12 protein-coding genes are annotated in these 13,373 nt (G+C 68.5%); 1 reads left to right on the forward strand and 11 read right to left on the reverse strand.

What is annotated here, in order from left to right; genetic code table 11:
* Nucleotides 1-135: 135 nt before the first annotated feature.
* The 5 genes from AB8841_RS18840 to cbiE are packed head-to-tail and all read right to left on the reverse strand — an operon-like array spanning nucleotide 136 to nucleotide 4,835.
* Nucleotides 136-1,572: a cobyrinate a,c-diamide synthase gene (locus AB8841_RS18840; RefSeq protein WP_370437343.1), complete on the reverse strand. Its 1,437-nt coding sequence runs from the start codon at nucleotides 1,570-1,572 to the stop codon at nucleotides 136-138.
* Entirely contained in the window at nucleotides 1,569-2,417 is an 849-nt protein-coding gene (gene cobA, locus AB8841_RS18845; protein WP_370437344.1) for a uroporphyrinogen-III C-methyltransferase, read from the reverse strand. The genes AB8841_RS18840 and cobA overlap by 4 nt, the downstream gene beginning before the upstream one ends.
* Complete coding sequence (gene cobM / locus AB8841_RS18850; protein WP_370437345.1) at nucleotides 2,417-3,187, reverse strand: precorrin-4 C(11)-methyltransferase; 771 nt, start codon at nucleotides 3,185-3,187, stop codon at nucleotides 2,417-2,419. The genes cobA and cobM overlap by 1 nt, the downstream gene beginning before the upstream one ends.
* A complete protein-coding gene (locus tag AB8841_RS18855; RefSeq protein WP_370437346.1) occupies nucleotides 3,184-3,570 on the reverse strand; it encodes a cobalamin biosynthesis protein in 387 nt (128 codons plus the stop codon). Before AB8841_RS18855 ends, cobM begins: the two co-directional genes overlap by 4 nt.
* Nucleotides 3,567-4,835 (reverse strand): precorrin-6y C5,15-methyltransferase (decarboxylating) subunit CbiE, encoded by a 1,269-nt coding sequence (gene cbiE, locus AB8841_RS18860; protein WP_370437347.1) that lies wholly within the window; start codon nucleotides 4,833-4,835, stop codon nucleotides 3,567-3,569. The genes AB8841_RS18855 and cbiE overlap by 4 nt, the downstream gene beginning before the upstream one ends.
* Between cbiE and AB8841_RS18865 the strand changes: the two genes are divergently transcribed.
* Nucleotides 4,834-5,586, forward strand: coding sequence for a cobalt-precorrin-6A reductase (locus tag AB8841_RS18865; RefSeq protein WP_370437348.1), 753 nt, complete (start codon nucleotides 4,834-4,836; stop codon nucleotides 5,584-5,586). The two genes, cbiE and AB8841_RS18865, sit on opposite strands and share 2 nt — an antisense overlap.
* Here AB8841_RS18865 and cobJ read toward each other — a convergent pair.
* From cobJ to cobW, 6 genes are read right to left on the reverse strand one after another with little or no spacing between them, the layout of a single operon-like run.
* Nucleotides 5,568-6,332 carry a precorrin-3B C(17)-methyltransferase gene (gene cobJ, locus AB8841_RS18870; RefSeq protein WP_370437349.1) on the reverse strand — a complete coding sequence of 255 codons (765 nt, stop codon included), beginning with the start codon at nucleotides 6,330-6,332 and terminating at the stop codon, nucleotides 5,568-5,570. The two genes, AB8841_RS18865 and cobJ, sit on opposite strands and share 19 nt — an antisense overlap.
* Nucleotides 6,329-7,069, reverse strand: a complete 741-nt coding sequence (locus AB8841_RS18875) for a precorrin-2 C(20)-methyltransferase (RefSeq protein ID WP_370437350.1) — start codon at nucleotides 7,067-7,069, stop codon at nucleotides 6,329-6,331. Before AB8841_RS18875 ends, cobJ begins: the two co-directional genes overlap by 4 nt.
* A gap of 7 nt (nucleotides 7,070-7,076) precedes the next feature.
* Entirely contained in the window at nucleotides 7,077-7,709 is a 633-nt protein-coding gene (locus tag AB8841_RS18880; RefSeq protein ID WP_370437351.1) for a precorrin-8X methylmutase, read from the reverse strand.
* Nucleotides 7,706-9,001 carry a precorrin-3B synthase gene (gene cobG / locus AB8841_RS18885; protein ID WP_370437352.1) on the reverse strand — a complete coding sequence of 432 codons (1,296 nt, stop codon included), beginning with the start codon at nucleotides 8,999-9,001 and terminating at the stop codon, nucleotides 7,706-7,708. Before cobG ends, AB8841_RS18880 begins: the two co-directional genes overlap by 4 nt.
* Entirely contained in the window at nucleotides 8,998-12,312 is a 3,315-nt protein-coding gene (gene cobN, locus AB8841_RS18890) for a cobaltochelatase subunit CobN (RefSeq protein WP_370437353.1), read from the reverse strand. Before cobN ends, cobG begins: the two co-directional genes overlap by 4 nt.
* A 1-nt stretch (nucleotide 12,313) precedes the next feature.
* Nucleotides 12,314-13,351: a cobalamin biosynthesis protein CobW gene (cobW, locus tag AB8841_RS18895; RefSeq protein ID WP_370437354.1), complete on the reverse strand. Its 1,038-nt coding sequence runs from the start codon at nucleotides 13,349-13,351 to the stop codon at nucleotides 12,314-12,316.
* Nucleotides 13,352-13,373 lie beyond the last annotated feature (22 nt).

The raw sequence follows: 13,373 nt of genomic DNA on the forward strand, positions 1-13,373 counted from the left end.
CTCGTCGTTCCGCAGTAGGACGTCGGCTTGACAGATTGCGGCCGCCGGGAGGCTGTCGGCTCTTGAAAGCACCCGGCGGCGATGTCCTCGTGGCGGGCTCGCACGAGGACAGCAATCAGGACCGATGAACGATGGTCATTCGCGCGCGATGGCGTGGAAGAAGCTGCCTGTGACACATCCGCTGCGGTGGCCGGCAGGTCCCAGATGATTTCCCTCGGCATCGGTGATGGTGGCAAAGGCCGCATCGGAAGAGGTGTCGCCGTACGTGACCGAGGCATAATGAAACTCGTGCCCGACAAGGCGGCTTCCTGCGGGGCCGAGCACTCCGTCGTGGATCAGATGCGCGACCCGATAGCCGAGATGCATCTTGCGCTTGGCATAGCTCGTCTCGACGGGCAGAAGCCCCGCCATGGAATGAACGTGGCCGCTCCCGTCCTCGAGCGTCCTGCCCAGGACCATATATCCTCCGCATTCGCCATGAACGGGACGATCCGTGGAGAAGCAGCGCAGACCTTGAAGGAACCGGCCCGCCCCAGCGATGCGGCCCGCGTGAAGCTCCGGGTAGCCTCCCGGCAGCCAGCATATGTCGCAATCCGGCGGCGGAGGTTCGTCCGCGAGGGGCGAGAAGGTGACGATCTCCGCTCCCGCCGCTCGCCAGCCTGCGAGCACATGGGGGTAGATGAACGAGAATGCCTGATCGGACGCGAGGGCGATGCGCTGCCCCGGTGGCGGCAGAGCTAGCGCTAGAGCATCGGACCCAAAAGTGGACCCACTTTTGGGATCCAATCCGATGCTCCACTCCTTAAAGGGCGCATCGTTCGAAGCGAAAAACCGGGGCCACTTTTTCGCACGATGCGCCAGGGCGTCCGCGCCGATGCGGGTCGGGCCGCTCAGGGCGAGGAGACGGTCGATGTCGACGGCGTTTTCCACCGCATCGGCAAGGCGCTCCAACCGCGGGCCGAGTTCTGCGGTCTCTCCGGCCTGAACGAGACCGAGATGGCGCTCGGGCAGGGTCAGCGTGTCGGTCCTCATGAGCGCGCCGAGCACCGGCAGGCCGATGCGCGCCATGCCGTCCTCCACGAGCCTGCGGTGGCGGTCGCTCGCGACCCTGTTCAGCACCACGCCGGCGACCGTGATCCTCGGATCGAAACGGGCGCAGCCGAGGGCGACGGCGGCGGCCGATTGCGCATGCCCCGAAACGTCGAGCACGAGAACCACCGGCCAGCCGAACAGAGCGGCGATGTCGGCGCTGGCTCCGGTGCGGCCGATGTCCTGGCGCACGCCGTCGAAAAGGCCCATCGATCCTTCAGCCACGATGAGATCCGCGGCCTCTGCGGACGCGGCGGCAAGCGCCGTCAGCAGGCGCGTGCTCATGGCGAAGCTGTCGAGGTTGTAGCTCGGTGCGCCGGTGGCTTCCGCATGGAATGCCGGATCGATGTAGTCCGGCCCGCATTTCACACCGCGAACCCGCATGCCACGGCGTGCAAGCGCCCTTTGCAGTCCGAGCGTGATCGTCGTCTTGCCCGATCCTGAGCGGGGCGCCGCGATGAGAATGCCGGGAGCGGAGGTCACCGAGCCGCCTCGTTGCCGAATTCCAGGAGATGATCGGCAATGGCGGCGCGGAAGGCCGCAATTGCCCCGATGGCGATGATCGCGGGAGAGCGGATCATGCCTTTCTCGGCGAGATCGGGCAGGTTTTCGAGTCTTGCCTCGACCACGCTTTCCCGGGCCGTCGTCGCGTCGTGGACGGTGAGCGTCGGCGTGTCGCCGGAAAGCCCTCCTTCCATCAGGGCGCCGACGATCGACGAAATGCTCGAAACCGCCATGTAGAGAACGATAGGAACGCCCGTGCGGGCCAGGGAGGCCCAGTCGATGTCCTCGCCGGGGGCCGGATGGCCCGTCGCGAGAATGACCGCATGGTTGGATTGGCGGAACGTTGCCGGCACTCCATGGACCGCCAGCGATGCGAGGCCGCTCGACACTCCTGGAACGATGCGGAACGAGATACCGGCCTCGGCAAGCGCCAGCGCCTCCTCACCGCCTCGTCCGAAGATGAAGGGATCGCCACCCTTCAGCCGCAGCACCCGGCGGCCCTCGCGGGCAAGCTGGATCAGCCGTTCGCAGATGTCCCGCTGAACCGCCGAGGGCCTGCCTCCACGCTTGCCCGCGAATTCGAGCACGGCGTCTGCGCGGGCGAACGACAGGATGTCCGGTCCGACCAGCGCGTCGTAGACGATCACATCCGCCGTCGCCAGGGCGTTGAGGGCATGGATCGTCAGCAGCCCCGGATCGCCCGGACCCGCCCCGACGAGCCAGACGGTGCCCGGGGTCAACGAGGGTGTGACGCGGCTCAGGCGTGCCAGGCGCGTTTCCGCGTTCTCGCCTGATCCAGGATCGAAGGGCGGAATGTGCTTCATCAAGTATCCTTGCGCAGGCTGGGACGGAAGCGTCGGTCGTAATCCGTCGAATAGAGTGCGCTGTCGCGGAAATCCGTCGCTTCGAGTGTACGGCCTACCAGGATCAGGGCCGTTCGCTCCAGCTTTTCCGCCCGGACCATGGGAGCGATGGTTCCCAGGGTGCCTTTCAGGACCCGCTCGTCGGGCCAGGACGCGCGCCAGACCACCGCGGCGGGACAATCGGAGCCGTATGCCGGGAGCAGATCCTCGACCACCTTCTCGATCACGTGGATCGAGAGGTGAATCGCGAGCGTCGCCCTCGTCTGGGCGAATAGCGTGAGACTCTCCGTCTCCGGCATGGAGGACGCCCGGCCCGAGGTGCGAGTGAGAACCACCGATTGGCCGATTTCAGGCACGGTCAGCTCTCGTCCGAGCACGGCCGCCGCCGCCGCGAAGGCCGGGACGCCGGGTGTAATCGTGTAGGGAATGCCGAGCCCGTCGAGACGGCGGATCTGCTCGCCCATGGCGCTCCAGATGGACAGGTCGCCCGAATGCAGGCGCGCGACGTCCTCGCCGCGCTCGTGCGCTCGCGCATATTCCGCTGCGATGGCTTCGAGATCCAGGGGCGCCGTGTCGACGAGGCGTGCACCGGGCGGGCACCAGGACAGGATCTCCGGCGGCACGATGGAGCCGGCATAGAGGCAGACGGGGCAGCTTTCGACGAGAGTGCGCCCGCGGACGGTGATCAGGTCGGCGGCTCCCGGACCTGCTCCGATGAAGTGAACGGTCATGAACGTATCTCCCCTCGTGCGAGGGCGCAGGTGACGGAGGCCGAGGCGATGCGCTCCAGGATGAGTTCCGATCGCGGTCCTCCCGCCGCGAGCGCGGCGGCCTCCGCGACCGATCCGACCCCGTGGGCCGCCATGGAGCGCGCCGAGTGTGTGCTCCCGCGGGGCGCCGCGGCGACCAGGGCCTGTTCTGCAACACAGATAGGCGTGACGGCAAGACGGCGGGCCGCCTCCGTGAACGCCGAAAGGGCAGCGAGCGGCTCGACCGTCGCGATCCGATCCAGCGCCTCCCGGGCCATCGCGGCGCGGGCGAGCGCCTGTTCCACCAGCGCGACGATCTCCTCGGCGGCGGCGCCCCGCCTGAAACCCACACCGGCCACGATCATGGCTTCGTCCCCACCCATTGCGTGACGGGCATGGCCGCTCGCCAGCCATGCATGCCGCCGATGCGGTCCAGGCGCGAGAGCGCCAGACGCCGCATGAGACCTCCGTGACGGGCATGAAGGGTGCCGAGCAATGTTTCGGTCTCAAGGGTCACCGCGTTGACGACCAGGCGCCCGCCGGGCCTGAGCGCCGTCCAGGCCATATCGAAGATTCCGGGTTCGGATGCGCCGCCGCCGATGAAGACCGCGTCAGGAGAGGGCAGGCCGGAGAGCGCCTCGGGAGCGCGGCCGAGCCTGATCTCCAGGGTTGTGGCGCCAAGTTCCGCCGCGTTGCGACGCGCCCGTTCGGCTCGGTCCTCACGCTCCTCGATTCCGATGCAGCGGTTTCGCGGATGGCGCAGGCACCATTCGATGCCGACAGAACCCGCACCCGCGCCGATATCCCACAGCAATTCGCCCGCTTTCGGTGCGAGCGCCGCAAGCGTCAGCGCGCGGATTTCCGCCTTCGTGAGCTGACCGTCATTCTCGAACCACGTGTCGGGAAGGCCCGGCGCCAGGGGAACGATGCGGGCATCGTCCGCGGCTACGACCTCGATGGCGACGGAATTGAGCGGGGCGATGTCCGCGATGGAGAAGTCGGCTGCGGTCGCGGATCGGATGCGCTCGCGCGCGCCCCCCATGGCTTCGAGCACGGTGACCTTCGAGGAGCCTAATCCTCTTGCCTGCAGAAGGTCCGCGAGTTTGCCCGGCGTGGCGCCGTCCCACGACAGGGCGATGATGCGAGCGCCCGGCTGAAGAGCGGGCACGATCCGTTCGAGGGCCCTTCCGTGAAGACTCACGCAGTCGCACTCGGGCAGGGACCACCCCAGGCGTGCGGCCGCGAGGCTGAAGGCGGAGGGCTGCGGAAAGCTGATGATCTCCTCGGCCGGGACCTGGCGGGCAAGCTCGGCGCCGATGCCGTAGTGGAAGGGGTCACCCGTCGCGAGCACGCATGTGGGCTCGCCCCGTCTTTCCAGAACCAACCTGTATCCGTCAGAAAAGGGGCTCGGCCACGCGAGCGTACGCGCGGAAAGAGGGGCGGCCAAGTCGAGGTGGCGCGCGCCACCGATCACGAGCTTTGCCCCGTCGAGAGCCGCGAGGGCCGCCGCCGACAGGCCCGCGCGCCCATCTTCGCCGATGCCGATGATGGTCAGCCAGGGGCGGCACGGTGGAGCGCTCGACTGACGGACGGTCGACTCGGGCGCGGAATTCGGAGAAAAGGGGCTCATGCGCATTCTCGTTCTAGGCGGCACCACGGAAGCCTCCGCGCTCGCGGCGCGGCTCGCGAACCGGGCCGGCTTCAACCCTCTCCTGTCTCTCGCAGGCCGTACCCGCGACCCGCATCCCCTGCCGATCCCGACACGCATCGGCGGCTTCGGCGGTGTGGAGGGGCTGACCCGCTTCCTGCGGGACGAGCCTGTCGAAGCAGTGGTCGATGCGACGCATCCTTTCGCCGCCATCATCTCCCGCAATGCCGCTGAAGCCTGCGCGAGGGCCGGGGTGCCGCTTCTCGCCCTTCGCCGTCCGCCCTGGACACGGCAGGAGGGCGACCGCTGGATCGGCGTGCCGTCCATGGAAGCGGCGGTCGCGGCGCTCGGAGAGACACCGCGCCGTGTCTTTCTCACGATCGGCCGGATGGAGCTTCCTCACTTTGCGGCTGCACCCCTGCACACTTACCTGGTCCGGACCATCGAGCCCGTCGGCGATGCGCTTCCGGTTCCGAATGTCGTCGCCATTCGCGACCGCGCGCCCTTCGACGAGGCTGCCGAGCATGCGCTCATGGAGCGCGAGCGGGTCGACGTGCTGGTGACGAAGAATTCGGGCGGCGCCGCGACCTATCCGAAGATCGCGGCTGCGCGGACTCTGGGCTTGCCGGTCATCGTCGTGGCGCGGCCCCGAGTGCCTGCGGGCGTCGAGGAGGTTGCGACGGCAAACGCGGCTCTCGACTGGCTCGAACGGCGTCACGCGCGCACTCCGTAATAGCGCGGTGTGTACACGTAGGGCGTATCGCCGTCGCTCTTCTCGATCCGCCGTGTCGTGCTGGCGCCGATGATCACCACGGTGGACATGTCGGCAAGCGAGGCCTCCACCTCGCTAAGCGCCAGGATTCTGATGCGTTCGTCGGGACGCGCGACCGCGCGGGCGAGTATGATCGGCGTGTCGGGGGCTCGCGCTTCGGCAACGATCTTCAGCGCCGCGCCGAGCTGCCAGGGCCGTGCGGACGAAATCGGGTTGTAGAGCGCCACGACGAAATCGGCTTCGACGGCCGCTCTCAAACGCTTTTCGACGACCTCCCAGGGCTTGAGATTGTCGGAGAGCGACATGGCGCAGAAATCGCCGCCCAGCGGTGCGCCTACCCGGGCAGCGGCGGCGAGCATGGCCGTGATGCCGGGCTCGACGTGGATATCGAGGCCGCGCCACGCGGGATCGCCCGTCTCGATCGCTTCGAACACCGCCGCCGCCATCGCGAACACGCCGGGATCTCCGCCGGACACCACGGCGACCCGGGCACCATTGGCGGCAAGATCGAGGGCGAAGCGCGCACGGTCGAGTTCGACGCGGTTGTCCGAGACATGGCGGCGCTGACCGGGCTGTTCCGGCACGCGGCCGACATAGGGGCCATAGCCAACGAGATCCGTCGCCGAGGCGAGGGCCTCGCTGGCTGCCGGCGTCAGCCAGCGCGGATCGCCCGGGCCGAGGCCGACGATGGTAATCCGGCCCGTCATACGCGCCTCCCTTGTCCGGGCACGAGGACGAGCGAGAAATAGGGAGCTTCGACCGTCTCCGGCAGATCGGCGAGTTGAACGATCCGTTCCTCGGCCATCGTGGCGCGCTCCACATAGATCGCGCGGTCCAGAAGTCCCGCGGCGGCAAGCGCCCGGCGGACCTTCGGCAGGTTGCGTCCCAGCTTCATCACCACGGCGGCGTCCGTACCGGAGAGGCGTCGCGTCAACTCGGCTTCCGACAGTGTTCCGGGCGCCACGGTGAGCACATCGTCGCCCCAGGTGATCGGCGTGCCGGCCCGGGTCCAGGCACCCGACATGCCGGAGATAGCGGGCACGACTTCGGTCGGCACCTTGTCCTTGAGACGCCACCAGAGATGCATGAAGGAGCCGTAGAAGAAGGGGTCGCCCTCGCACAACAGGGCGACCGTGCGGCCTGCCTCGATCTCCGCGAGGAGCATTTCCGCCGAGGCCTCGTAGAAGGGTTTGAGTGCGGCGGCATAATCGGGATGATCGGCCGGGATCTCCGTCGTCACCGGATACACGAGAGCGATCTCCCGCTCCGGGTCCGCACCGACGACGGCGTCCGCGATGGTGCGCGCATTGCCCCGTTTTCCGCGCTTGCAGAAATGGGCGAGCCGGTCGGCCGTCTCGAGCACCTTGCGGGCGCGCACCGTCATATAGTCCGGATGGCCGGGACCGAGCCCGAGGCCGAAGAAGCGAATGGCGGTCTGGTTCATGCCTGCCTCACTCGACGGGATGGGCAAGGGCATTGACCGCCGCGGCCGCCATCGCGCTGCCGCCGCGCCGCCCATGGACGACGAGGTACGGGACCCGGCCATCGCGGGCCAGGGCGTCCTTGGACTCCGCCGCCCCAATGAAGCCGACCGGAATGCCGATCACCGCAGCGGGCTTCGGCGTACCCGCATCGAGCATTTCGAGGAGGCGGAACAGGGCGGTGGGCGCGTTGCCGACGACCACGACGGAGCCCTCGATGTGCTCTCGCCACAACTCCATGGCGGCCGCCGAGCGGGTGTTGCCGAGGTCTGTTGCCATCGCGGGCACGCGGGGATCGTCGAGAGTGCAGATGACCACGTTGCCCGCGGGCAACCGGGAACGGGTGATGCCGTTCGCCACCATCTTGGCATCGCACAGGATCGGCGCACCGCGCTTGAGGGCCTCCTCCGCTTTCTCGGCAAAGTCGGACGAAAGACCGACATCGGCAGGCAGGTCCGTCATGCCGCAGGCGTGGATCATGCGCACGACGACGCGCTCGGCCGTGCCGGAAAAACGGGACAGGTCCGCCTCGCTGCGGATGATCGCGAAGGAGCGGCGATAGATCTCCGCTCCCTCGCGGATATAGTCGCGGGCGTTGCTCATCGCGCATTCTCGGCGAGAGCGTGGCGCAGGTCGTCCAGGGTTCTGAAGGGCAATAAGCGCGTCATGAGATCGTCGATGGAAAGGTGGAGGCAGGCGGCATCCTGCGTGGAGCCGTTCGGAATGACGTCATAGCGGCCATCGCTGCGGCCCGCCAGCGTGAGGTCGGCCCGGCCCGGATGGGCGCAGCCCTTTCGGCAGCCCGAGACGTGAAGGGACGCCCCTTGCGCCAGAAGGTGACCGCAGGCGCTTGCGATCCGCAAGGCGTCGGCTGGGGCAGGCGTCGAGGCGCTGGCGCAGTCGGGCTTGCCCGGGCAGGCGAGCAGGGAGAGGCGAGGATCTCCCGCGTCGGTGACGAAGCCCGAGCGGCGGGCCTCATCGAGGATGGCATCGAGGCAGGTGACCGCGACGCCAGGAAGCAGAATTCCGCGCGTGAACGACAGGCGGATTTCCCCCGTGCCGAAACGCTCGCTCCATGCGGCGGCCTGCTCGAGCTGCGCGCTTCCACAACGCCCGAAGGGAAGGGCGAGAAGAACGGCCTTGCCGCCATGGGCATGGAGGATGCCGGCCCGTGGTGACGAAGGACGGGCGCGAGGAGGAGACGCGGGTCCGAGCGCTGCGGCACCGGCGAGCTCGCGCGCAAGGCTCCGCTCGAGATGGCGCAGCCGCCGGGCTTTGGTCCGCCCTGCCTTTATCATCCCGGCATATCCGGACAGGATCGCCGCGACCGCCTCCGGCACCCGCGACACGTCCGTCGTGCCGATCCACTCGGGACCCTCGGGCGACGCGACGCCGACGGCGGCATCGCCATCATCCTGAGCCAGCAGGTGGAGATCGGCCCCGATGGCATCGAGCGGCATGGATCCGCCGCCATCGACGGCGATGAAGACCTTGGCGGGAAGACCGTCGATGCCGCGGACCGTGTCCTCGACGACTTGGGCCAGGGCCAGGGTGTCGAAGCAATCGTCCGGATCGATGCCCGCAAGCGGAGAGGTCGCGGTGGGGTGGCTCGGGCCGTTTCCCTCGGGTTCGACGAGGCCTTCCCGATCGAGGCGCGCGCGCAGCTTTGGGTAGGTCTCGTCCCGCACCCCGCGAATCTGCAGGTTGCCGCGTCCCGTGATATCGAGATGGCCGTTGCCGAATCTTCGTGCGGCATCGGCGACGAGGCGCGCCTGATCGGCCCGCAGCCTGCCGCCGAGACAATGAAGGCGCACGAGCAGACCGTCGCCGGTCGCCATCGGGCGGCGCACGCCCGGGCACCAGCCCCTGCGCGTGACGGTGCTCGCGGCTGTCATTCCGTCCCCTCCTGCCGGGCATCGTCGAACAGCACTGCCACGGAATTGAGGCGGCTGTGCCACAATCCCCGCCGTCTCGCCTGCGCGAGGCGATCCCGGATGGCCTGCGCGGCGGCCGGGTTTGCGGCCGCCATCCGCTTGCGAAGCTCTTCATCGGCCAGAAGCGCCGTGAACAGGAGATCGAACGCCCCGGATGACACCGCGCCCGTAGTGGCCGCGAGGGCAAAGAGCGCATCGACTCCCTGTGCGATCTCGGCAACCCCGCGCCAGCCGTGGCGGAGCTGGCCCTCGATCCAGCGCGGATGCGTCAGGCGACCGCGCACGAGCCGATCCACGTCCTCATGGAGAATGCGGGCCTTCGGGTTCTGTGGCCGGCTTGTGTCGAGGCTGTAGAGCGCCGGGGATGCGCCGAGCGCGTCGGCGGCAGCGGCAAAGCCACCGATGGCATCGGCGGCGGAATCGCCGTCCAGGATGTCGCGTTCGGCCACGTCGCTTACATGCACGAAGGCTTCCGCCTGCCGGACCCTGGCCGGAAAGCTCTCATCCGCGCCCAGTGCCCCCGAAGCCCCGAAGGCATGAGAGGTGCCCTCGAGATAGGTGCGGCCGAGATCGCTCCTGCCGTTCCATTCTCCATCCAAGGCGCGGGCCGATACACCCGCGCCGTAGGTGCCCGGCGCCGATCCGAACACGCGCGAAAGCGTCTCGCCGCGCCGACGGGCGGCCGCGAGTTCGTTCCAGTCGTCATCCTCGTCGAGCGCGGCCACGGCGCGCGCTGCCTGATCGAGGAGACCGATCTGGTCGGGGAACGTGTCCCTGAATGCACCCGAGACGCGAACCGTGACGTCCGCGCGAGGCCGGTCGAGCAGCGGGTGCGGCACGATCTCGAAGCCCGTCACGCGGGTGGATGCATGGTCCCAGACCGGGCGAACGCCCATGAGAGCGAGCGCATGAGCGATATCCTCTCCGCCGGAGCGAAGCGTCGGCGAGGCCCACAGGTCCATCACGATCCGGCGCGGCCAATCGCCTTCCTCCTGCAGATGGCGCCGCACGACTTCCGCCGCCGCGCGCCAGCCGAGCTCGGTGGCCGCCCGCGTCGGAATGGCGCGCGGATCGAGCGTCGTGAGATTGCGGCCGGTGGGCAGAACGTCCGTATGGCCGCGCGAGGGCGAGCCTGCGGGACCCGGAACGGCAAAGCGCCCATCGAGCGCCCTGAGCAATCCCTCGCGCTCGCCGGCGCTGCAGCTCTCGAAGCCGAGGGGAGCCTGCCCGAAGACGTGCAGGCCGTCGCGGATCGTCACCTCTCCGAGATCGCACAGATGCGCGTCGAGGCGGGTCAGAGCCTCGTCCATGGGCATGGCGTCGTCGACCCCGCAGATTGCGGCAAGACCGCCGGCTTTCGCCCGCTCCAGGATCTCCCGAGCAACGAGATCGGCGCGCCCCGGATGAAGGACCTGAGCGGAGGAAAACTCCTCCACCAGCTCACGGAGAGCCGCCGCTTCCCCCTGCAGTCCGCTGTCGGTGGTCTGCGGCGTGAGGTGCCCGATGGTGACAGCGCCGATCCGGCGCTTTGCGGGAGCCGCCTCGCCGGGATCGTCGACGATGAAGGGATAGATCACGGGGAGTGGGCCGATGGCGAGGCGCGGCCAGCAGGTGGAGGACAGCGCCACCGCCTTGCCGGGCAGCCATTCGGTGGTTCCGTGGGTGCCCAGATGCACGAGGGCGTGGATGTCTTCGAGAATCCTCAGGCCGCAATAGAAGGCGAGATAGCCGTGGCTCGGCGGGCAGTCGGGATCATGATAGAAGCCCTTGCGGTCCTGTCCGTGCCCCCGGTCCGGTTGAAGAGCGACGAGCACGTTGCCGGCGCGGATGGCGCGAAAGCGGAAAGCCTCGCCGTCCAAGGCCGGATCGTTCTCCGGGACGCCCCACCGTTCATCGATCGCGGTTCTCAGCTCTTCGGGCACGCCGCCGAGCCAGGCGCGGTAGGCGGCGAGCGGAACCGCGAAGGAGGCTTCGCCATCGGTCAGCCGCGGCATGAGATCGGCGGCGGTGAAATCTCTGTGGGCGTCGTACCCCGCATCGCGCAGCCAATCGAGGATCGCGCAGGCGCTCGCCGGCGTATCGAGCCCGACAGCAAATCCGGCACGGCCGCCGCGCGCCGGATAATCGGACAGAACGAGCGCCAGCCGCCGCTCGGTGCGTGGTGCATGGCCGAGCCGGATCCAGGCGGACGCCATGGCCGCCACCATGTCGATACCGGCTGCGTCCGGCGCCTGGACACGATGGGAAAAGCTCAGGGCCGGATCGGCGGGCTCCTCGGCCTTGAACGAGATCGGCCCGGCCGCGATGCGCCCGTCGAATTCGGGCAGGGCGATCTGCATGGCGAGATCCGCGGCGGAGAGACCGCGCGGGGACGCCTCCCAGGCGTCTTTCGGGCTGCCGACGGGAATCGCCTGGAGGATGGGACAATCCGCTTCGTCGAGCACGAAACCGGCATCGTCGCGCGCCGAGAATGCCGTGGTCGTGACGATCACATCCGGCCGGCGGAGCCGGATCGCACGGCGCACGACGGCGACGGCCTCCGGATCCTTCAGGCTCGAGACCGCGAGCACGAGCGGATCGACACCGCGCTCGCACAGCGCCGCGGACAGGGCCTCGATGGCCTGCATGTCGCCTGAAAGAAGCACTGAGCGGTAAACGAGCACATGCGCGAGCGGGCGTTCGGGCGAGCAGCGGGCGAGCAGCGTTTCCGGCTCGACCATTCCCTCATCGGGCGTCCAGGCGAAGGCCCGGGGAGAGGAGCGCGGCGGCTCCGCCGCTTTGTCCGCGCTGCCGATCTCGGCGCCGATCCGCGCCAGTAATCGACTCATGTTGTCGATACCGCCGGCCTGGAAGTAGGCTTCCAGGGCGTCGCAGAGGGCAGGGGAAACGGTGGAATAGGCCGCAAGCCGGGGATCGGGACGGTCGTCCCCCGGTAGCACGGCCAGCTTCACGCCGTCTGCGCGGCAGGTTTCCGACAGACGCTCCAGCCCATAGCGCCAGTAATCGCGTCCTCCGAGGCAGCGCACGAGGACGAAGCGCGATCTCCTGGCGGTTTTATCGACGTAGAGATCGATCGACAGAGGGTGGCGGAGGCGGCGGAGCGAAGCCAGACGAAGCGACGGTCGGTCCGGCCTGCGCCGGTGGGCAGCCGCCAGCGCGCCGAGGTCGCTGTCCGCGAAGGACAGGACCACGATATCCCCGGGAGGCTGCTGGAGGTCGATGGCCTCCGAGCCTTCGTCGAGGGATACGGTCGTGACCGGAAGAAGGTGCATCTCACCCGTTGCGCAGAGCGGACTCGACGGCCTTCACGTCGAAGCCCTTGAGGCCGATCACCACCATGCGCCCGTCCCGCGATTCGCCGGGCTTCCAGGCACGATCGAAGTGATGGGCGATCCGCTGACCGACGCCTTGGACGACGAGGCGCATCGGCTTGCCGTCGACCGGCACGAAGCCCTTGATGCGCAGCACGCCCGCCGCCTCCGCCGCGCGCTCCACGCGGGCGACGAGCGCTTCCGGGCTGGCGACAGGAGCGACCGGGATCGCGACGCTCTCGAAATCGTCGTGATCGTGATCGTCGGCCGTCTCGTGATGGGAGGGGCGTGCCTCCAGATCGGCTTCGGCGGCAGCGCCCAGGCCGAGCAGCACGGCCGGATCGATCCTGCCATGCGCCGTCTCGATCACCTTCACGGCGCGCGGCAGATGTTCGTTGATCTCGGCGAGAACCTTCGCCTTGTCGCCGGATGCCATCTGGTCGGTCTTGTTGAGGAGGATGAGATCGGCGCAGAGCAGCTGGTCCTCGAAGACCTCTTCCAGCGGGTTCTCGTGATCGACGGAGCTGTCGGAGGCACGCTGGGCTTCCAGCCCCTGCGGATCCTCCGCGAACGCGCCGGAGGCGACGGCCGGGCCGTCCACCACGGCGATCACGCCGTCGACCGTGACGCGCGAGCGGATGTCCGGCCAGTTGAACGCCCGCACCAGCGGCTTCGGCAGGGCAAGGCCCGAGGTTTCGATGAGAATGTGCTCCGGCGGGTTCGGCCGGTTGAGAAGGGTGTTCAGGGCGGGCACGAAATCGTCCGCCACCGTGCAGCAGAGGCAGCCGTTCGGCAGTTCCACGATGTCCTCCTGCGTGCAGCCCTCAATGCCGCAGCCTTCGATGAAGGAGCCGTCGAAGCCGAGATCGCCGAACTCGTTGACGAGAACGGCGAGGCGACGACCGCCGGCATTCTCCAGAAGGTGACGCACCAGAGTGGTTTTTCCGGCGCCGAGAAAACCCGTCACGATGGTGCAGGGGATCTTGGTGAGATCGCTCATGGAGGCGAACCTTTCAGCAGCT

It is taken from the genome of Microvirga sp. TS319, assembly GCF_041276405.1.
In the GTDB taxonomy this organism is placed as follows: domain Bacteria; phylum Pseudomonadota; class Alphaproteobacteria; order Rhizobiales; family Beijerinckiaceae; genus Microvirga.